19 protein-coding genes and 2 pseudogenes are annotated in these 18,642 nt (G+C 72.7%); 15 read left to right on the forward strand and 6 right to left on the reverse strand.

Going from position 1 to position 18,642, the window contains the following annotated elements; all coding sequences use genetic code 11:
• Positions 1-285 (reverse strand): carboxyvinyltransferase (locus PSH25_RS17735; protein WP_502361354.1); only part of this gene is annotated, 285 nt, incomplete at its 3' end.
• Between the two features lie 103 nt (positions 286-388).
• Between PSH25_RS17735 and PSH25_RS17740 the strand changes: the two genes are divergently transcribed.
• The 5 genes from PSH25_RS17740 to rsrA all read left to right on the forward strand — a co-directional run bounded on the left by PSH25_RS17740 (position 389) and on the right by rsrA (position 3,709).
• Positions 389-1,099, forward strand: a complete 711-nt coding sequence (locus PSH25_RS17740; RefSeq protein ID WP_238660137.1) for an SOS response-associated peptidase — start codon at positions 389-391, stop codon at positions 1,097-1,099.
• Positions 1,100-1,295: 196 nt separating this feature from the next.
• Positions 1,296-1,688 (forward strand): WhiB family transcriptional regulator, encoded by a 393-nt coding sequence (locus tag PSH25_RS17745; RefSeq protein ID WP_238660138.1) that lies wholly within the window; start codon positions 1,296-1,298, stop codon positions 1,686-1,688.
• Positions 1,689-1,740: 52 nt separating this feature from the next.
• Positions 1,741-2,358: an alpha/beta hydrolase family protein gene (locus PSH25_RS17750; protein ID WP_238660139.1), complete on the forward strand. Its 618-nt coding sequence runs from the start codon at positions 1,741-1,743 to the stop codon at positions 2,356-2,358.
• A gap of 234 nt (positions 2,359-2,592) precedes the next feature.
• Positions 2,593-3,420 carry a sigma-70 family RNA polymerase sigma factor gene (locus tag PSH25_RS17755; RefSeq protein WP_308193686.1) on the forward strand — a complete coding sequence of 276 codons (828 nt, stop codon included), beginning with the start codon at positions 2,593-2,595 and terminating at the stop codon, positions 3,418-3,420.
• Position 3,421: 1 nt separating this feature from the next.
• Complete coding sequence (gene rsrA, locus PSH25_RS17760; RefSeq protein ID WP_030336658.1) at positions 3,422-3,709, forward strand: mycothiol system anti-sigma-R factor; 288 nt, start codon at positions 3,422-3,424, stop codon at positions 3,707-3,709.
• A 134-nt stretch (positions 3,710-3,843) separates the two neighbouring features.
• On the opposite strand, the gene PSH25_RS34205 is transcribed toward rsrA, so the two are convergent.
• Complete coding sequence (locus tag PSH25_RS34205) at positions 3,844-3,957, reverse strand: 50S ribosomal protein bL37 (protein ID WP_370453046.1); 114 nt, start codon at positions 3,955-3,957, stop codon at positions 3,844-3,846.
• Between the two features lie 182 nt (positions 3,958-4,139).
• Between PSH25_RS34205 and PSH25_RS17765 the strand changes: the two genes are divergently transcribed.
• Together PSH25_RS17765 and PSH25_RS17770 are read left to right on the forward strand one after the other, a co-directional pair.
• Complete coding sequence (locus PSH25_RS17765) at positions 4,140-4,361, forward strand: biotin/lipoyl-binding carrier protein (RefSeq protein WP_238660152.1); 222 nt, start codon at positions 4,140-4,142, stop codon at positions 4,359-4,361.
• Complete coding sequence (locus PSH25_RS17770) at positions 4,358-4,867, forward strand: GNAT family N-acetyltransferase (protein ID WP_238660141.1); 510 nt, start codon at positions 4,358-4,360, stop codon at positions 4,865-4,867. The genes PSH25_RS17765 and PSH25_RS17770 overlap by 4 nt, the downstream gene beginning before the upstream one ends.
• On the opposite strand, the pseudogene PSH25_RS17775 reads toward PSH25_RS17770, so the two are convergent.
• Positions 4,768-5,494 (reverse strand): annotated as a pseudogene (locus tag PSH25_RS17775) (TetR/AcrR family transcriptional regulator). The gene PSH25_RS17770 and the pseudogene PSH25_RS17775 sit on opposite strands and share 100 nt — an antisense overlap.
• Positions 5,495-5,599: 105 nt before the next feature.
• Between PSH25_RS17775 and PSH25_RS17780 the strand changes: the two are divergent.
• Positions 5,600-7,189 carry an MDR family MFS transporter gene (locus tag PSH25_RS17780; RefSeq protein WP_238660143.1) on the forward strand — a complete coding sequence of 530 codons (1,590 nt, stop codon included), beginning with the start codon at positions 5,600-5,602 and terminating at the stop codon, positions 7,187-7,189.
• 29 nt (positions 7,190-7,218) lie between these two features.
• Here the strand turns inward: PSH25_RS17780 and PSH25_RS17785 are convergent, their stop codons facing one another.
• Positions 7,219-9,060, reverse strand: a complete 1,842-nt coding sequence (locus tag PSH25_RS17785; protein ID WP_238660144.1) for a tetratricopeptide repeat protein — start codon at positions 9,058-9,060, stop codon at positions 7,219-7,221.
• A 189-nt stretch (positions 9,061-9,249) separates the two neighbouring features.
• Between PSH25_RS17785 and PSH25_RS17790 the strand changes: the two genes are divergently transcribed.
• Both PSH25_RS17790 and PSH25_RS17795 read left to right on the forward strand, forming a co-directional pair.
• Positions 9,250-10,281 carry an SIS domain-containing protein gene (locus PSH25_RS17790; protein WP_238660145.1) on the forward strand — a complete coding sequence of 344 codons (1,032 nt, stop codon included), beginning with the start codon at positions 9,250-9,252 and terminating at the stop codon, positions 10,279-10,281.
• Positions 10,282-10,306: 25 nt separating this feature from the next.
• On the forward strand, positions 10,307-11,899 hold the full coding sequence (locus tag PSH25_RS17795) for a PAS domain-containing sensor histidine kinase (protein WP_238660146.1): 1,593 nt from the start codon (positions 10,307-10,309) through the stop codon (positions 11,897-11,899).
• Positions 11,900-12,057: 158 nt separating this feature from the next.
• On the opposite strand, the gene PSH25_RS17800 is transcribed toward PSH25_RS17795, so the two are convergent.
• Both PSH25_RS17800 and PSH25_RS17805 read right to left on the reverse strand, forming a co-directional pair.
• Positions 12,058-13,521 carry a glycosyltransferase family 39 protein gene (locus PSH25_RS17800; RefSeq protein ID WP_372492807.1) on the reverse strand — a complete coding sequence of 488 codons (1,464 nt, stop codon included), beginning with the start codon at positions 13,519-13,521 and terminating at the stop codon, positions 12,058-12,060.
• 81 nt (positions 13,522-13,602) lie between these two features.
• Positions 13,603-14,628: an aldo/keto reductase family protein gene (locus tag PSH25_RS17805; protein WP_238660148.1), complete on the reverse strand. Its 1,026-nt coding sequence runs from the start codon at positions 14,626-14,628 to the stop codon at positions 13,603-13,605.
• A gap of 62 nt (positions 14,629-14,690) precedes the next feature.
• On the opposite strand from PSH25_RS17805, the gene PSH25_RS17810 reads away from it, so the two are divergent.
• The 5 genes and pseudogenes from PSH25_RS17810 to PSH25_RS17830 all read left to right on the forward strand — a co-directional run.
• On the forward strand, positions 14,691-15,602 hold the full coding sequence (locus PSH25_RS17810) for an ArsR/SmtB family transcription factor (protein ID WP_238660149.1): 912 nt from the start codon (positions 14,691-14,693) through the stop codon (positions 15,600-15,602).
• Positions 15,603-15,894: 292 nt separating this feature from the next.
• Positions 15,895-17,607, forward strand: coding sequence for a nitrite/sulfite reductase (locus PSH25_RS17815; protein ID WP_238660150.1), 1,713 nt, complete (start codon positions 15,895-15,897; stop codon positions 17,605-17,607).
• The gene (locus PSH25_RS17820) at positions 17,604-17,765 is read left to right on the forward strand and encodes an IS1 family transposase (RefSeq protein ID WP_124776219.1); all 162 of its coding nucleotides are present in this window, start codon (positions 17,604-17,606) and stop codon (positions 17,763-17,765) included. Before PSH25_RS17815 ends, PSH25_RS17820 begins: the two co-directional genes overlap by 4 nt.
• Positions 17,762-18,523, forward strand: a complete 762-nt coding sequence (locus PSH25_RS17825; protein ID WP_238660151.1) for a phosphoadenylyl-sulfate reductase — start codon at positions 17,762-17,764, stop codon at positions 18,521-18,523. Before PSH25_RS17820 ends, PSH25_RS17825 begins: the two co-directional genes overlap by 4 nt.
• Positions 18,505-18,642 (forward strand): annotated as a pseudogene (locus PSH25_RS17830) (cobalamin biosynthesis protein CbiX); the annotation flags it as partial. The gene PSH25_RS17825 and the pseudogene PSH25_RS17830, both read left to right, overlap by 19 nt.

Genomic DNA, 18,642 nt, shown 5'->3' on the forward strand with positions numbered 1-18,642 from the left:
GACGTGCGCGGGGCCGGCCAGCGGGTGCGGCCGGACCAGCCAGCGCTCGTCGTCGCTGATCGACACGTGCGCGCCCATCGCCCGCAGACCGGCGGCCATCAACTCGGTGTCACGGGCGCGCAGTGGCCGGGCCAGCGTCGACGGGCCGGCGGCCAGCGCGCTGAGCACCAGGGCGCGGGCGGTCATCGATTTGGAACCGGGCAGGCGCAGCGTCGCCGCCACCGGGTCGGATGCGGTCGGTGCGGTCCACGGCTGCGGCGGCCGGGTCGCGGTCAGGTTCCCCACGGTTACATTCTGCCGTGTCGGCGGGTGGGCGGCGGTGCCCGGCGTTCGTACTCCCGGTTGGCGGGACAGCCGACGGGGCCTCCGACGGGTTAGCGTGTGCCCCATGTGCGGCAGGTACGCGACGACCCGGAGCTCCGGCGAGCTGAGCGCGCTCTTCGAGTCGTCCGACGACACCGACGGCCAGGTCCGAGCGGATCACAACGTCGCGCCGACCGACCCGGTGCCGCTGGTCCGGGTCAGCCCCGAGGGGCACCGCAGCCTCTGTGTCGGTCGTTGGGGGCTGCTGCCGCACTGGTCCCGGTCCGCCGCGGGAGCCGCCCGCATGATCAACGCCCGGGCGGAGACGGTGGCCACCAGCCGGGCGTACGCCGGCTCCTTCTCGCGTCGCCGTTGCCTGGTCCCGGCCGACGGCTGGTACGAGTGGGTGCGGCTGCCCGACGGCGGACGACAGGCGTACTTCATGACGCCTCGGGACGGCTCGGTGCTCGCGCTTGCCGGCATCTGGTCGGTCTGGGAGTCCGACGCCGAGACCCGGCTCACCTTCAGCGTGCTGACCACCGCGGCGCTCGGCGACCTGACCGAGGTGCACGACCGGATGCCGGTGCTGCTGCCACCCGAGCGGTGGTCGTCGTGGCTCGCGCCGACCGACGAGCCGGGGCGGCTGCTCACCGCGGCGTCGGCGGAGCAGTTGGCGGGGTTGGAGATCCGCCCGGTGGGTGCGGCGGTCGGAAACGTTCGCAACGACGGGCCGCAGTTGACCGCCCGGGTGGCGGTGGCGCCGACGGTGACACCGCAGGAGTTGCCCCTGTTCTGACACCGGCGCGCATCGTCGGCCGCCGATTTGCCAGGGTTCCGCGCGATTCGTCTCCTGACTGTTCGGTCATGTTCCCGGCAGACCCTTGTCCCGGTGTTGTGAAGTGCGATAGAACACAGCGCCGGTAGTGGCTGTCGATCCGCACGGGGCGGACGACGTCCACAGATCTTGCCGGTCCCACGGGGGAGGTGGGTGGATGACACGGGCACGTATGCCGCGCCCGCACGAGGTGGCGGCGGCGCGGCGAGATCCGCGACTGCTGCGGGCCGTGCGGGAACGGCGACAGGACGACGCGTGGCGCACCAGAGGAACCTGCCAGAGCGTCGATCCGGAGACATTCTTTCCGGCACCGAACGAGCCGGCGGACGCCGCCGTCGCGCTGTGCCGCAGTTGTGACGTACAGGGGTCCTGCCTGGCCTGGGCCCTCGACGTCGGTGACTGCCACGGCGTGTGGGGCGGCACCACGCCGCGGGAGCGACGGGCGATGCTTGTCGCCTGGCGGGGCGAGGTCGACCCCGACCCGGACGCCGTCGACGACGCCGGCCCGCCGGTGCGCGATCGCCTGCTCGCCCTGGTCCCGCTGAGCTGATCGGCGGCGCGGTTTCGCACCCGTCGCCCGTCCGGCGGCGCAGAATAGGCCGGTGCCACCCAGCAACGAGATCGACACCCCGCGCGGTCCGGCGCGGATCGACACCGACCTGCCGGTCCGCCCGGCCACCGCCCTGCTCGTCCTCGGGCACGGCGCGGGCGGCAGCGTCGACGCGCCCGACCTGCTCGCGGTCCGGGACGCGTCGGTCGCGGCCGGCCTGGCGGTGGTCCGGGTGACCCAGCCCTACCGGGTCGCCGGTCGACGTGCGCCGGCACCGGCAGGTCACCTCGACGAGGCCTGGGCGGCGGTGCTCGCCGTGCTGCGTGAGCGGCACGCCGACGTGCCGACGGTGGTGGTCGGTGGGCGTTCCAGTGGCGCACGGGTGGCCTGCCGGACGGCGCGTGCGGTGGGCGCGGTGGGCGTGGTCGCGTTGGCCTTCCCGCTGCACCCGCCCGGCCGACCGGAACGCTCACGCGCCGCCGAACTGGGCACCGGCCTGCCGACGTTGGTCGTCAACGGCGACCGGGACCCGTTCGGGACGCCGGAGCCGGGGCCGGCCGTGCAGGTGGTGAGCCGTCCCGGTGAGACGCACGATCTGCGGCGGGACCCGACCGGCACCGCCGCCGCCGTGCGCGACTGGCTGTCCGCCCAGGGCTGGACGGCCGGCTGACCCGCCGTGCCCGGCTCGCCGGGGCGACCGTTTCCGGCGCCGGGCACGGGTCGTTGCATCCGATGGTGCCGCCGGCCCGATCGGGGCCGGTGACACCAGTCCTCCCAGGCCCTTCCTGGTCCCAGCGCCGGCGCCGTCGGGGCCGGGACCAGGAACGGGAGGGCCGGCCGGAATGCCCCAGTGGTCATCTCGCGTTACTACCCCCGGACGACTTTTCTGCGAGGGGGGTGACCGGTGCCAACCGAGACACGAAGCCTGGAACGGGACGAGCGGGACGCCCGGCAGCTGAAGCGGCTGCTGGATGGCCCGGAGTGGCCGGCGACGGCGGGATCGGTCGGGGCGGGTGCGGTGAGCACGGGCACACCAGCCGGAAGTGAATCTGCGGGCAGGTCCGTGCGCGTATCCTCGGCGGGAAAGCATCCGACGCGAGGGGATGTGCGGTTGACCACCGAGAAGACGGACGAGCGCAGGGCCCGATTCGAGCGGGACGCGATGCCATTCGTCGATCAGCTCTACGCTGCTGGGCTGCGGATGACACGCAACCCGGCGGATGCCGAGGACCTGGTCCAGGAGACGTACCTGAAGGCGTACGCGGCCTTCCACCAGTTCGAGCAGGGCACGAACCTGAAGGCCTGGCTCTACCGGATCCTGACCAACACCTACATCAACTCCTACCGCAAGCGGCAGCGCCAGCCGATCCAGGCGCCCACCGAGGAGATCACCGACTGGCAGCTCGCCGAGGCCGAGTCGCACACCTCCAGCGGGTTGCGCTCCGCCGAGACGGAGGCACTGGACCGGCTGCCGGACAGTGACGTCAAGGAGGCCCTCCAGCAGTTGCCGGAGGAGTTCCGCCTGGCCGTCTACCTCACCGATGTCGAGGGCTTCTCCTACAAGGAGGTCGCGGACATCATGGGCACGCCGATCGGCACCGTGATGTCGCGTCTGCACCGGGGCCGTCGTAATCTGCGCAAGCTGCTCGAGCGCTACGCGGGGGAGCGGGGCTTCAGCGCTGCCCGCTCGGCGAAGGGCTCGACCGCCGCCGCTGCCGGCCGGGAGGTGTGACGTGAGCTGTGGGGAGCCGCACGAGACGGACTGCCGCGAAGTGCTCGCGGAGGTGTATCTCTACCTGGATCTGGAGTGCGCCGACGAGCGCCGCTCGCTGATCCGGCACCACCTGGACGAGTGCGGGCCCTGCCTGCGCGAGTACGGGCTGGAGCAGGAGGTGCGGGCGTTGGTCGCGCGTTGCTGTGGCAACGAGACCGCGCCGGACGAGCTGCGCGAGCGGCTGCGGGTCAAGCTCACCGAGCTGGTGGTCTTCGAGACCAGCGACTCCCGTGAGCTGGCCGACTGAGCGTCTGAGCTGGCCGACCTAGCGTCGGCACCAGCTGGCAAGACCGGTGGCCCGGGTCGATGTCGACCCGGGCCACCGGTGTACCCGGCCTCGGCCGGACTGAGCGGCGACGGACAACCGGCCCGTCGACCCGTTCAGGAGTTGGGACGCTTGCCGTGGTTCGCGGCGTTCTTCTTACGAGCCTTCTTCTTCCGGGACTTCTTCGCCATGCTGACCTCCTCGTGATGGGTCGGATCCGTCCTGCGCACGACCTCGGCGCGGATGCGGCCACCGGCGGTCCGGCGTCGGGTCCGACCCGCTGATGGTAGTGCGGTCGGCACCCGCCGCCTTCCCCAGGGCGGGCCTGCCGTCCCGGCTGTGCCGCTGCGCTCCCACCGTGGGTCGACGCATGATTGGATACACCGGCAGGCACGTCGCGAAGAGGGAGGGCCTGGACATGGCCGAGGAGATCCGCGCCGAGATGGTGGCCAACGTCTGGAAGGTCGTCGCCACGGCGGGGGACACGGTGGTCGAGGGTGACACCCTGGTGATCCTCGAGTCGATGAAGATGGAGATCCCGGTCATCGCCGAGTCCGATGGTGTGCTCCAGCAGCTCGCCGTGAACGAGGGCGACGTCGTGCAGGACGGTGACCTGATCGCGGTGATCGCTTGACCGGGTTGCGGGTCCGTCCGGCCGAGGCGGCCGACTTCCCGGCGGTGGCCCGGCTGACCGTGGCCGCGTACGAGGCGGACGGCCAGCTCAAGGGCGAACACGGGTACGGCGAGGTGCTGGCCGACGTGTCGACCCGGGCCGCCAGCGGCGAGGTGCTGGTCGCGGTCGACGAGGTGAGCGGGGCGGTCCTCGGCTCGGTCACGTTCGTGCTGCCGGGCACCGCGTTCGCCGAGCTGTCCGGGCCGGGCGAGGCGGAGTTCCGGATGCTCGCGGTCGACCCGGGCGCGCAGGGGCGGGGTGTCGGGGCCGCGTTGGTCGAAGCGTGCGTCGACCGGGCGACCGAGTTGGGTTGCACGGCGGTGGTGATCTGCGTCCGGGCCGGGATGGCCGATCCGGCGCACCGGCTCTACTCGCGGCGCGGGTTCGTCCGCTCGCCGGAGAAGGACTGGTCACCGGCGCCCGGCGTGGACCTGCTCGGCCTGCGGCTGGAGCTGACCCGCGGCTGAGCCGCGGACCGGCGAGCCCGGGCCGGAACGAGCACGCCCGGGTCAGGCGTCGGGCTCCGTGCCGATGGCGGCCAGCAGCTCGTCGGCCACCTCCAGGGCGAGCTTGCGGCGTTCGTCGTCGCTGATGTGCGGCGCGCGTACCGCGAACCAGCTGGTGTGCACCGCGAACAGGGACAGCGCGGCGCGCAGTTGGGCGGCGGGGGAATCGTCGCCCCGGCAGAGCGCCTCGGCCAGCTCCAACATCCGACCACGCATCTTCTGCCCGGAGGAGAGGCTCTTGAGCGCGGTCTGGTTCTGCTCGAAGAAGCGCATCACCGACGGCTGGGTGCCGTCGAACATCGTGTCGGCGTACCGGGAGATCAGCTCGCGCCGGGTGGCCAGGGTGGCGGGCTGGGTGGCGGCCCAGGCGGTCAGCGCGTCCATCCGCTCCAGCCGGTCCTCGACGAAGCTGGCGACGATGTCGTCCTTGCTCTTGAAGTGGTAGTAGAGGGCGGCCTTGGTCACGTTGAGGCGCTCGGCGATCTCCCGGAGCGAGGTCTTCTCGTACCCCTGCTCGGTGAAGAGCTCAAGCGCGACGGCCTTGATCCGTTCCCGCGTTCCGCCGCCTGTGCTCTCGCTCACCCACACCCTCCAAATGGCTTGACCGTTGCTTGTACCCAACTTACCGTGCGGCTAGTAAGGTGACTAGCCGGGCGGCAAGTAAGTACGGAAATCCTCGGGGGGAGCTTACCCATGACTCAGGCAACCCAGGCCGGCACGCGACCCAACAACATACGGGTGGTGCTGTTCGGTCTGATGATCGCGATGATGCTCGCGATGCTCGACAACATGATCGTCAGCACCGCGCTACCGCGGATCGTCGGCGAGTTCGGCGGGCTCAACCACTTCACCTGGGTGGTCACCGCGTACGTCCTGGGCACCACCGTCTCCACCCCGATCTGGGGCAAGCTCGGTGACCTCTACGGCCGCAAGTCCGTCTTCCTGACCTCGGTTGTCGTCTTCCTGGTCGGTTCCGCCCTCTGCGGCATGGCCGGCTCCGGGATGCTCGGTGGCCCGCAGGACGGCATGGTCCAGCTCATCGCCTTCCGGGCCGTGCAGGGCCTCGGCGCCGGCGGCCTCATGGTCGGCGTGATGGCGATCATCGGTGACCTGGTCCCGCCCCGCGAGCGTGGGCGCTACCAGGGCATGATCGCCGGCATCATGGCCATCGCCATGGTCGCCGGCCCGCTGGCCGGCGGCTTCATCACCGACCACCTCTCCTGGCGCTGGGCGTTCTACGTGAACCTGCCGCTGGGTGGTGTCGCGCTGCTCGTGCTGATCACCACCATGCACCTGCCGAAGTACCGCACCGAGCACCGGATCGACTGGCTCGGCGCCGGGCTGCTCTCGGTCGGCATCACCGCGATCGTGCTCATCACCACCTGGGGTGGCAACGAGTACGACTGGACGTCGCCGCAGATCCTCGGCCTGGCCGTGCTGGCCGTGCTCGCGTTGGTGGTGTTCGGCCTGGTGGAACGCCGGGTCCAGGAGCCGATCCTGCCGCTGGCGCTCTTCGCCAACCGCAACTTCGCGCTGATCTCGGTGATCGGCTTCCTGCTCGGCTTCGCGATGTTCGGCGCGATGAACTTCCTGCCGCTCTACCAGCAGACCGTGCAGGGGGCGTCGGCGACCAACAGTGGTCTGCTGCTGCTGCCGCTGATGTTCGGCATGCTTGTCGTCTCGCTGGTCATCGGCCGCGCGATCACCCGCAACGGCAAGTACCGGGCGTACCCGATCATCGGTGGCGTGGTGATGACCGGCGGCATGGCGCTGCTGTCCATGCTCGACACCGACACCAGCAAGTTGATGTCCTCGCTGTACATGGTCGTGCTCGGCGTCGGCATGGGCTTCCTCATGCAGACGTCGATGCTGATCGCGCAGAACAGCGTGGAGCAGAAGGACCTCGGCGCGGCCAGTGGCGCGGCGACCTTCTTCCGGTCGATCGGTGGCTCGTTCGGCATCTCGCTGTTCGGCGCGATCTTCGCCAACCGGCTGGCCAGCTCCGAGGGCGGTCGGGCCTTCGGCGGCGGCGAGGCCGGCGCCGGCATGGACCTGGCGAAGCTCAAGGAGCTGCCCGCCCAGGCGCGCGAGGCGGTGCTCGGTGGTCTCTCCGACGCCATTTCGCACGTCTTCCTCTGGGCGGTGCTGTTCACCATCGTGATCCCGGTGCTCGCCTGGTTCATCAAGGAGATCCCGCTGCGCACCGCGAACGAGGCGCCGCCGCAGGCCACCCCGGAGGAGGAGGCCGAGGTCGCCCTCGGCAAGGCCGCCCCGGTCGCCTGACCCAACCGCGAAACGCGCCGCGTCGACCGTCACGGTCGGCGCGGCGCGCCCTTGCTCAGACGTTGCCAGAGGCGACGCAGGGGGTTGCGGGGGCGGGGAAGCCGGGGGGAGTGGGCGTCGAGCAGCTCGGTGGCCAGTGCCGCGGTCGCCGGGTCCAGCTGCGGGGCGGCGAGTGCCAGGTGAGCCAGCGACGCGGCGATCGGGACCGGTCGGCTCCGCGCCACGGCAGCCGCGTCGGCCAGCCGCTCCGCCACCACCCGGGCCACGTCCGGCCGCACCGAAGGGTCCACCCAGGCGGCGGTGACCAGGGCGAACAACGCCGCCTCGGTGACCCAGTCCTCGACGCCCCAGATCAGATCGAGCAGCACCCGACGTCGGGTCGAGCCCTCCCACGGCTCGTCGGTGCGGTGGTGCAGGAGCCCCAGGCAGGCCCAAACCTGCACACCACGGACCCAGACCGACGGGTCGTGGGCGGCCAGCAGCCGGCCCACCGCGTTGGCCGGCGCCGCCGGCGGGTGCACCAACAGGCCGAGCAGGTCGGCCAGGTCGAGGCCGGCCAGGCCCACCGCCGCGTCGTACGCCGCTGGTGGGTGCGCCCACGCCGGGTGGGCGATCTGCCCGATCCGTTCGACCGCCGTCGCCGAGGGCGCGGCCAGCGCGGGCTTGGGGACGGCGTCCGCGTAGTGCCACAACCGCTGAGCGGTCGCCCGTCGGGGCTCACGCGGGTCGGGCTCCAGCGCGCCGACGACCTCGATCCGCAGCCCGGGAGCGGTGGAGATCGCCGTACCGACCGCGCTCGGCGGAGCGGCGGCGGGTAGGCGTACGGCACCGCCGAGACCGTTGTCGTCATCGGCCACCGCCTGGCGCATCGCGTCGACCAGGGGCCCGCCGGCCGGGGTGAGTTGGCCGAGCCAAGGCCGGCCACGGCAGCACTGGGCCAGGTCGCCGTGCTCGTGGCTGTCGTCCGGGTGGTCCCGCACGAAGTCGGCAAGGGCGACCAGGTGGGCGAGGTCACCGTCGCGCAGGTGCCGCAGGCGGTGGGCGGTGTGCACCGCGCAGTCGAACGACGGATCGCGCGCCAGCGCCCGCTCGGTCCACTCCAACGCCTCGTCCAGCCGGCCGATCTCGGCCAGGGTGCCGGCGATGTCCGCGTAGATCGCCAGGTCGTCGGGGTCCAGCTCGACGGCCCGACCGAGGGCCGCGAGGCCGTCGCGGGTCCGGCCCGAGCTGCGGTACGCGTACCCGAGCCACACCTCGCCCATCTTCGAGGGCTGTGCGCGTACCCCTCGGGTGGCCCAGCGGACCGCCAGCTCGACCTCGCCGAGGCGCCGGGCCAGCGCGGACGCCGCGCCCAGCAGCAGACCGTGTTCGGGGTGGACGGTGGCCGCGTTGCGGGCGAGCGTGAGGTACGGGGTCAGGGGGGTCCGGGCGATCCGCGGCACCGGGTCGGGCAGCACGGCGCAGACCTGCATGAGGACGCGGGCGATGTGCTCCGGGTCCAGCCGTTCGGCCAGCTCGGGCGCGGTGACCCAGGGCACGCCGGCCCACTCGGTGCCGGGCGCGTGCGCCGTCGCCGCGGCCAGCAGCTCCAGCCCTTCGGCGGGGCGGCCGGCGGTGGCGAGGAGGTGGGCGCGGGCGACCACCGCACCCACGAAGGTGTGGTGGTTGATCGGGAAGAGGTCGAGACCACCGCCGCTCGTCGCGGCGAGTCGGGCCAGCGTCTCGTGCACCTCCGGGAGGGTGGGGGCCCGTGCCAACGCGCCGGCGAGGTGGCCGGCGGCGTGGTGCAGGTCGCCCTCGTCGAGTGCCAGCCGGGCGAGCGCCAGCTCCTCCGTCGCGGAGAGCGCGGGATCGTCCGTTCCCTCGGGCACGTCGTCCTCTCGTGGCAGCTAGACCGGGTGCAGCGGGTAAAGCTTAGTTGATATTGAGATCAACTGGTGATCACCTGCGCAGTCCTGCTCGTTCGATTGCTGAGATACGGTTAAAAGTGCAAGACTGAGCAAGAATCGCGCGGCAACCGCGCAGGGGGAGGGGTTTCCGTGACACGTGCAGGGGCTGGCATGGCCGCCGACATCGACGAGCAGCCGGCTGGCTACGCGCGCCTGCTCTCCGCTGCCAACGCCGCCGAGATCGCCCGGGTGGCGGCGGTCATCGCCGAACGTCGGCCACGGCACGTGGTCTTCACCGCGCGGGGCACCTCCGATCACGCGGCCCTCTACGGGGCCTACCTGACCGAGATCCGGCTCGGCCTGCCCGCCGGGCTCGCCTCGCCCAGCGTCGTCACCCTGTTCGGGGCCCGCCCCGACCTGTCCGACGCGCTGGTCGTCGGGGTCAGCCAGAGCGGCGGCTCGCCCGACCTGGCCGAGGTGCTGCGCGCCGCCCGAGCCTCCGGGGCGCTGACCCTCGCGGTGACAAACGCCCCCGACTCGCCGCTTGTCGACGTGGCCGAGCTGAGCGTCGACATCGCCGCCGGGCACGAGCGGGCGGTGGCCGCCACCAAGACGTACACCGCCGAGCTGCTCGCCCTGCTCATGCTGGTGGAGGGGATCCGGGCCGGCGACGGCGTGCTCCCGAAGGCCGAACGGGAGGCGCTCGACGCGCTGCCCGAGCTGGCCACCCGCACCCTGACCGACGGCACACCGGCCCAGCTCGCCCCGCGCTACCGGTTCGCCCGTCAGCTGGTCACCACCGGCCGGGGGTACGCCTACCCGACCGCCCGGGAGGCCGCGCTGAAGCTGATGGAGACCTCGTACCTGCCGGCGCTCGCCTTCTCCGGCGCCGACCTGCTGCACGGCCCGCTCGCGATGACCGACCCGGAGGTCCCCGTGCTTGCCGTGGTCGGCTCCGGTCCCGGTGGCCGGTCGATGGGTGAGGTGCTGCCCCGCCTCGGCGAACGCCGCGCCGACGTCGTGGTGGTCGGCTCCGCCGACGTGCCGGGCGCCACCCGGCTGGCCGTTCCCGAGGTCGACGAGCGCTACGCCCCGCTACTGGACATCCTGCCGATGCAGCGGTTGGCGCTGGCCCTGGCGCTCACCCGGGGCGAGGACCCGGACGCGCCGCGCGGGTTGAAGAAGGTCACCGCGACGATGTGAGGCGCGGCGTGGCACCCTGGTCACCGTGTCCACGCTGCGCGACCTCGCCGAGGAGCACACCCATCTCCGTCCGGCCGACATCGACCACCTGCACCGGATCGCCGGCGACTGGCAACTGCTCTCCGATCTGTCCTTCGCCGACCTGCTGCTCTGGGTGCCCGTCGACGCCGACGGCACGTTCCTCTGCGTCGCCCAGGTTCGTCCGACCACCGCACCGACGGCCTACCAGGACGACCAGGTGGGTCGGATCGTCGGCGGGCCGGAGGTTGCCCACCTGGGGGTGGCGTACTCCCAGGGCCGGATCTGGCGCGAGGGCGACCCGGTCTGGTACGGCGACGTACCGGCCCGGCACGAGGCGATCCCGGTCCGGCTGCGTACCGCCGAGGGGGAGGCCGGCGAGGTGATCGCCGTGGTGGGGCGGGACACCAACCTCTCCACCGCGCGTACGCCCAGCCAGCTGGAGCTCAACTACCTGACCACGGCCGACGACCTGGCGCAGATGATCGCGGACGGCACCTTCCCGCCGCCGAGGCATCCGGGCGAGACCACCTCGGCGCCCCGGGTCGGCGACGGCCTGGTCCGGCTCGATGCCGGCGGGAAGGTCACCTACGCCAGCCCGAACGCGCAGTCCGCGTACCGCCGGCTGGGCTACGCCTCCCACCTGGTGGGGGAGGACCTGGCCGCGCTGCACCGCCGGCTGGCCGGTGACCCCCTGGACGGCACCGAGGCCTCGAACGGGATCCTGGCCGCGCTGCGCGGTGAGGCGCCGCCCCGCCGGGAGATCGACGCGCGAGGCGCCACGATGCTCACCCGGGCACTGCCGCTGATGCCGGCCGGGGTGCCGATCGGAGCGCTGGTGCTGGTCCGGGACATCACCGAGGTCCGCCGCCGGGACCGGGCACTGATCACCAAGGACGCCACCATCCGGGAGATCCACCACCGGGTGAAGAACAACCTCCAGACGGTGGCCGCGCTGCTGCGGTTGCAGGCTCGCCGGGTGTCCATGCCGGAGGCCCGGGTCGCGCTGGAGGAGTCGGTCCGGCGGGTCGCCTCGATCGCTCTGGTGCACGAGACGCTCTCCATGTCCAGCGACGAGGCGGTGGAGTTCGACGGCATCGTCGATCGGGTGGCCAGCGCCGCCACCGAGGTCGCGGCGACCGAGGTGAGCGTCGGCATGCGGCGGCGGGGCAGCTTCGGCGTACTGCCGGCGGAGATCGCCACCTCGCTGGTGATGGTCCTCAACGAGTTGCTGCTCAACGCCGTCGAGCACGGCTTCCCGCCTGCCGACGAGGCGGAGGAGCCCCCCGTACCCGCCGCCTCCGGAATGGTGCCGGTCGCCGCTGCCGAGGTCGACCCGTCGCTGCGACCCGAGGTGGTGGTCTCCGCACACCGGTTCCGCAAGATGCTGCACGTCTCGGTGACCGACAACGGGCGCGGCCTACCCCCGGACTTCGACGCCGAACGCGGCAGCCGGCTCGGCCTCCAGATCGTCCGAGCCCTGATCACCGGTGAGCTGCGCGGCACCATCGAACTGCGCGCCGGCGCCAACGGTGGCACCGAGGCCATGCTTGTCGTCCCGCTGGCCCGCAACACGCACGACGGCCGCTCGCAGGCCTGAGCCGCCGCCCGCCGCCCGGCTTCCGCCTCCCGCTCGGGCGGGTCCGCGTCGGGGAGCGGATGTCTGGATGAGCGTGATGCCGGTGAGTCATCTTGATGACTCACCGGCATCACGCTCAACGAGGTGCGCGGACCGCGGCCTGCCCATGGACGGACCGGTCAGCGGCCGGAGCGGCTGGTCAGTAGGGCAATGGTCAGGCCGGGGCGCGGCCAGACCTGGGTGACGGTGAACTGCGCGCGCAGCGCGTCGCCCTTGGCGCCCGGCACGGCTGCCAGCGGCTCGGCGTGCCGGCCGGCGACGACCAACCACACCCGGGGCGTGCCGGCCAGGCACTGTGCTGGCTGGGGGCACTCGGCGGCCCACAGATCGCCGCGGCGCACCTCGTCCTCGGTGACCAGCACGTCGCGTGGTGGGTTCCCGAGGTGGTATTCGATGCCGAGGTCGAGGAAGAGCCAACTGTGCCGGGGCGAGTAGACCACCGCGTCCCCCGGCCGTTGACCGTCGGCGATCACCCGGGCCGCCCCGGCGTAGTCCACCGGCGCGCTGCGCGGCCACTCGTGGGTTCGTCGCAGGGCGGCCTGATCGGGTAGGCCGAGCAGCCCGGCCAGCACCACCACGACGAGCGCGGCCGGCGCGGCCACGGCGGCCAGCGCCGCGCCCGCCAGCAGACACGCGAAGGGCACCACGAAGACCAGGTACCGGGGCACCCACAGGGGTACGACCGTGCCGGCGGCGAAGAGCAGCAGTACGGGCAGCAGCACCGCGCCGACCGGCAGCAGGGCGCGTCGCCCGAGCCGGGCCGCGCCCAGCGCGGCGACCCCGACCAGCAGGCCACCGACCACACTGCTCTGGGCCACGCCGCCGGGCAGCGCGGTCAGGTCGTCCAGCCGGGCCAGGTGGACCCAGTTCAACTGCCGGGACTGCTGGGTCCGGGCCTTGACCAGCAGCGGGCCGGCCAGCAGCGCGACCGGCACCACGGCGACCAGCCACCGCCACACCCGGCGGTCCCGCTCGGCGTCGAGGTGTGCCGGGTTGGCGATGCCGGCCGGGGCCGGGCCGCGCCACCAGGCGATGAGGACGACCAGCGCGTGGGCGGCGAGCAGGGTGAGCGCGATCAGGTGGATGAGCCCGAGAGCGGCGACGGCGACGGCGTAACCGGCCCAACGGGCCCAGCTCGGTCGACGCAGCGCGGTCACCAGCAGCAGGGTGGCGAGGACGGCCAGCATGGTGGCCAGCGCGTACGGGCGAGCCTCCTGCCCGTAGCGGGAGGTGCCGGGGAGCACCGCGAACAGCAGCCCGGCGAAGAGGCCGCCGCGCCTGTCGACGAGCCGCGCGCCGAGCACGGCGAGCAGCCCGGCGGCCACGGTCATCGCCAACACGGCCGGTACGCGCAGGGCGATCGTGGAGTCACCGAAGACGCTGGTCCAGACGTGCATCAGCAGGTAGTACGGCCCGGTGGCGGCGTCGATGGTGCCGGCCAGCCGGGCCAGGTCGCCGGGTGACCGGGTGGCCGCGCTCCACGTCGCCAGCTCGTCGCGCCAGAGCTGGGCGGAGCCGAGCCCGGTCAGGGTCACCGCCAGTGTCAACAGCGCCGGGGGGAGCCAGACCGGCAGGCGGCGCAGGTGCTCCCACGCCGCCCCGGCCGACCTCTCGGACAATTGCCGCACGGTCCGAGCCTGCCACGGCCACCCCCTCCGTGGGCGTCAGCCGGCGGCAGGCGGTGGGCGCCAGGCGGGCATCACGTCGTTCGGTCGGGCGGTCTTCGCCGGGTCACGCTCCACGAGCTCGTCGAGAACGGCGTCGATCCGAACCATCAGCTCGTCGTCGAGCCGTACCGTGGCGGCCTTGGCCGTCTCGGCGAGCTGCTCGGGCCGGGACGCGCCGACGATCGCGCCCGCCACGGTCGGCCGGCGCAGCACCCACGCCACCGCCAACTGGGCCATCGTGCAGCCGGCGGCCTCGGCGATCGGTCGGAGCTGGCGGACCCGGGAGAGCAGCAGCTCCGAGGAGTAGCGGGCAATGAACGAGCCACCGAAGCCGTCGGCGGCCCGGGAGCCGGCGGGCGGGCGTCGGCCCGGTTCGTACCGACCGGTCAGCACACCCATCGCGAGGGGCGCCCAGGCGAGCTGGCCCAGGCCGAGGTCGGCGCAGGCGGGCGACACCTCGGCCTCCACCACCCGCCACAGCATCGAGTACTGCGGCTGGTTGGCGATGAACGGGATGTGCAGCTCGGCGGCGAGCCGCAGGCCCGCGCGCAACTGCGGGGCGGTCCACTCGGAGGCGCCGACGTAGAGCACCTTGCCCTGGCGGACCAGGTCGGCGAAGGCGAGCATCGTCTCCTCCAGCGGCACGCTGTCGTCGTACCGGTGCGCCTGATAGAGGTCGACGTAGTCGGTGCCCAACCGGCTCAGTGAGGCGTGACAACCCTCGATGATGTGCTTGCGGGACAGCCCGGCGTCGTTGGCCCCCGGCCCGACCGGCAGGCACACCTTCGTGCACAACTCGACCGAGCTGCGTCGGACGCCGCTCAGCGCCCTGCCCAACGCCTCCTCGGCCCGCCCCTGGGCGTACCGGTCGGCGGTGTCGAAGGTGGTGATGCCCGCGTCCAGGGCGGCGGCCACGCACGCGGCCGCCGCGTCGTCGTCGAGCTGGTTGCCGTGGGTGACCCAGTTGCCGTACGCGACCGCGCTGATGCGCAGGCCCGACCGGCCCAGTTGCCTGTACTCCATATGAGGATCGTCGGGCCGCTCCGCGCTGTCGCCGAACCGTTCGATCGTGGTCGAATCCGTAGGTGATCGAGGTTCGGTTCTCGCCCGACGACCTGAGCCGGGTCCGGTTCGTGCACTCGCCCCTGGCCGAGCTGGTGGCCAGTTCCTGGGCGTTGCGCAAGCCGGCGAAGTACTGGATGCACCGTCCGTGGCGGGAGCGCGCGGAGCGGCTGCTGCCGGATGCCGGCCTGGAACCGCTGCTGGCGGTGCTCAGGTCGTCCAACGGCTATGTGCCGGATTTCCTCACCCCGATCGGGGTGGCACCGAATCTGGCCGCCGAGTTGCGGGCGGTCGCCGGCACCGACCCGTCCCGGGTACGGCGGCAACTGGAGCGGGCCGGCGCACCCCGGCTGACCCCGGACGAGCTGGTCGCGCAGCTCCACCGGTACTTCACCCTGCTGATCGCACCGGACTGGCCCCGGCTGCGGGCGCTCGCGCTGGCCGACATCCGGCGGCGGACGCTGCTCGCCGCCGAGCGGGGCGGGCGCACCCTGCTCCGCGAGCTGCACCCGTTGATCCGGTGGGACGGCGCGGCGCTGCGGGTCGCCGTCGGCACGACCCGGCCGGCCGGCCTGGATGGACGCCCGTGGACGCTGCTGCCCACCTCGTTCTCCGGCCCGACGGTGCACGCGATCTTGGAGGGCGACGCCGGGCCCGCCCTCTGCTATCCGCCCACCGGGCTGGGCGGGCTGTGGGATTCGCCGCCGCCCAGCCCGGCGTTGGGCGCCCTGCTCGGCGGTACCCGGGCGGCGGCGCTCAGCCTGCTCGACTCGCCGCTGAGCACCGGCGAGTTGGCCGCCATGCTGGGTCTCGCGCCGGCGACCGCGTCGCACCACCTCACCACGCTGCGGGACAACGGCCTGATCGCCGGCGTACGACAGGGGCGGGTGGTGCGTTATGCCCGAACTGTCCTTGGTGACCAGCTGGTCGGCTGACCCCAGGCCCGTGATGTGGGATCCAGCACGTGGACATTGGCCGGCCCCCTTGGGGTGTGGCAGCATGGACCCATGACCGCCGCAGTCGTCCGCCGCTTCGTGGCACGTCGCCACGTCGATTACGGCCGCGTGCGCAGCGCGATCTGTCCGGCTTACTGACGACGCCCGACCATTCTGTCTCGGGCGCGCTCCGCGCCGGCTGTCTGAAGACACCGTTGTCCCGCCCGCTTCGCCGGGCCGGCCGCCGCGCCCCGCGTACCCCGAGGCACAGCAGACAACGGAGGACGCCGCGATGGCGGTCAGCAGCATCCCGGCCCGTTCCGAGGACCCGACGGCTCGCCCGACCCGAGCGCCGCGCCGGCCACGGGGTGAGGGTCAGTGGGCGCTCGGCCACCGCGAGCCGCTCAACCCCAACGAGCGGATCAAGAAGGACGACGACCCGCTCAACGTCCGGGCCCGCATCGAGAACATCTACGCGCACCGCGGCTTCGCCTCCATCGACCCGCAGGACCTGCGGGGCCGGTTCCGCTGGTGGGGCCTCTACACCCAGCGCAAGGCGGGCATCGACGGCGGGCGCACCGCCGTGCTGGAGCCGCACGAGCTGGAGGACGAGTTCTTCATGCTCCGGGTCCGCATCGACGGCGGTCAGCTCAGCCTGGCCCAGCTGCGGGTGATCGCGGACATCTCCCGGGAGTTCGCGCGGGACACCGCCGACATCACCGACCGGCAGAACATCCAGTACCACTGGATCCGGGTCGAGGACATGCCGGAGATCTGGCGTCGGCTGGAGTCGGTCGGCCTGCAGACCACCGAGGCGTGCGGCGACTGCCCGCGGATCGTGCTGGGCAGCCCGGTCGCCGGGGTGGCCCGCGAGGAGCTGCTCGACCCGACCCCGGCGATCGACGAGATCGTCTCCCGGTACGTCGGCGACAAGCAGTTCTCCAACCTGCCCCGCAAGTTCAAGACGTCGATCTCCTGGCTGGTGGACACCCCGTACGAGTCGAACGACATCGCGTTCCTCGGTGTCGACCACCCCGAGCACGGGCCCGGCTTCGACGTCTGGGTCGGCGGGGGCCTCTCCACCAACCCGATGCTCGCCAAGCGGCTCGGCGTCTGGGTGCCGCTGACCGAGGTGCCGGACGTGTGGGCAGGGGTGGTCGGGATCTTCCGCGACTACGGCTACCGTCGCCTGCGCAACCGGGCGCGCCTGAAGTTCCTGGTGGCCGACTGGGGCGTGGAGCGCTTCCGTGAGGTCCTGGAGAAGGACTACCTCGGCCGTACGCTGCTCGACGGCCCGGCGCCGGTCCTGCCGTCCAAGCCGGTCGACCACGTGGGCGTGCACGAGCAGGCCGACGGGCGGCACTACGTGGGCGCCGCCCCGGTGGTCGGGCGGGTCTCCGGCGCACAGCTCAGCCAGCTGGCCGACGTGGTCGAGGCGCACGGCAGCGACCGGGTACGGCTCACCCCGTACCAGAAGCTGCTGGTGCTCGACGTGCCGTCGGAGCGGACGGAGTCGCTTGTCGACGCGCTGCGCGGGATCGGTCTGGAGGCCCGGCCGTCGGCCTGGCGGCGGGGCACGATGGCGTGCACCGGCATCGAGTACTGCAAGCTCGCCATCGTCGAGACGAAGGCCCGCGGCGAGGAGTTGGTGGCCCGGCTGGAGCAGCGGCTGCGCGACTTCGACGCGGACATCTCGATCCACATCAACGGCTGCCCGAACGCCTGTGCGCGCACCCAGGTGGCCGACATCGGGCTCAAGGGTCAACTGGTGGTCGGCCCGGACGGCCGGCAGGTCGAGGGTTTCCAGGTGCACCTGGGCGGCGGGCTGGGCATGGCCCAGGGGCAGACCGCCGGTTTCGGTCGCAAGCTGCGCGGCCTGAGGACCACCGCCGACGAGCTTCCGGAATACGTGGAACGGCTGGCCCGTCGTTACCTGGCCGGTCGGAGCGAGGGCGAGACGTTCGCCAACTGGGTGATCAGAGTCGACGAGGAGGAACTGCGATGAGCAGCGAGAACCGAGCGGCACCTCTGTACTGCCCGTACTGCGGCGAGGAGGATCTGCGGCCGCACGAGGCGGGGCACGGCGCCTGGGAGTGCCACGCCTGCACCCGGGTCTTCTCGGTGAAGTTCACCGGGCTGCTCAGCCGGACGGTGACGTCATGAGTCTCGTCTCGGCAGCGAGCCTGCGCCTGGTGGGCCCGGGCGGCTCGACGCCGGCCGACCCGGCCCGGCGCGACCCGGACGAGCTGCGGGCCCTGGCCGAGCAGGCCGCTCAGGACCTGGAGGGCGCCCCGGCACTGGAGATCGCCCGCTGGGCGGCGCAGACCTTCGGTGAGCGGTTCTGCGTCACCAGTTCGATGGCCGACGCCGTACTGGCACACCTGGTGTCCCGGGTGGCCCCCGGGGTGGACGTGGTCTTCCTCGACACCGGCCTGCACTTCCCCGAGACGCTGCGGGTACGCGACGAGGTCGCCCGGACGCTGCCGGTGAACGTCCGATCGATCCGCCCCCGGCTCACCGTCGGCCAGCAGGACGGCCAGTACGGTCCCCGGCTGTTCAACAAGTCGCCGGACGACTGCTGCCAGCTGCGCAAGGTGGAGCCGCTGGAGCGGGCGCTGACCGGGTACGACGCCTGGGCCGCCGGTCTGCGCCGGGACGAGTCGCCGAGCCGGGCCAACACGCCGGTGGTGACCTTCGACGCGCGTCGCGGCAAGGTCAAGGTCAACCCGATCGCGGCCTGGTCGCAGAAGGATGTGGACTCCTACATCGCCCGCTTCAACGTGCCGGTCAACGAGCTTTTCAAGCAGGGTTACGGGTCGATCGGCTGCTGGCCGTGCACCCGCCGGACGAAGGCCGGCGAGGACGCGCGGGCCGGCCGGTGGGCCATGTTCGAGAAGACCGAGTGCGGGCTGCACGTCTGAGCTCGCCGGCGGCGACCCGGACCGGTCCCGGCGCGGCCGGCGGGGCGGACCCGGTGGTGCTGGTCGCGCACGGCAGCCGTGATCCACGGGCGGCCGACGCCACCCGGGCGCTGGCTCGG

This window comes from Micromonospora foliorum (assembly GCF_022229015.1).
GTDB lineage: Bacteria > Actinomycetota > Actinomycetes > Mycobacteriales > Micromonosporaceae > Micromonospora > Micromonospora foliorum.

What these genes read in the sequence shown, in the direction of transcription:
- PSH25_RS17740 (WP_238660137.1), top strand. Translation starts at nt 389, where the DNA reads ATGTGCGGCAGGTACGCGACGACCCGGAGCTCCGGCGAGCTGAGCGCG.
- PSH25_RS17745 (WP_238660138.1), top strand. Translation starts at nt 1,296, where the DNA reads ATGACACGGGCACGTATGCCGCGCCCGCACGAGGTGGCGGCGGCGCGG.
- PSH25_RS17780 (WP_238660143.1), top strand. Translation starts at nt 5,600, where the DNA reads ATGACTCAGGCAACCCAGGCCGGCACGCGACCCAACAACATACGGGTG.
- PSH25_RS17790 (WP_238660145.1), top strand. Translation starts at nt 9,250, where the DNA reads ATGGCCGCCGACATCGACGAGCAGCCGGCTGGCTACGCGCGCCTGCTC.
- PSH25_RS17805 (WP_238660148.1), bottom strand. Translation starts at nt 14,628, where the DNA reads ATGGAGTACAGGCAACTGGGCCGGTCGGGCCTGCGCATCAGCGCGGTC.
- PSH25_RS17815 (WP_238660150.1), top strand. Translation starts at nt 15,895, where the DNA reads ATGGCGGTCAGCAGCATCCCGGCCCGTTCCGAGGACCCGACGGCTCGC.
- PSH25_RS17820 (WP_124776219.1), top strand. Translation starts at nt 17,604, where the DNA reads ATGAGCAGCGAGAACCGAGCGGCACCTCTGTACTGCCCGTACTGCGGC.
- PSH25_RS17825 (WP_238660151.1), top strand. Translation starts at nt 17,762, where the DNA reads ATGAGTCTCGTCTCGGCAGCGAGCCTGCGCCTGGTGGGCCCGGGCGGC.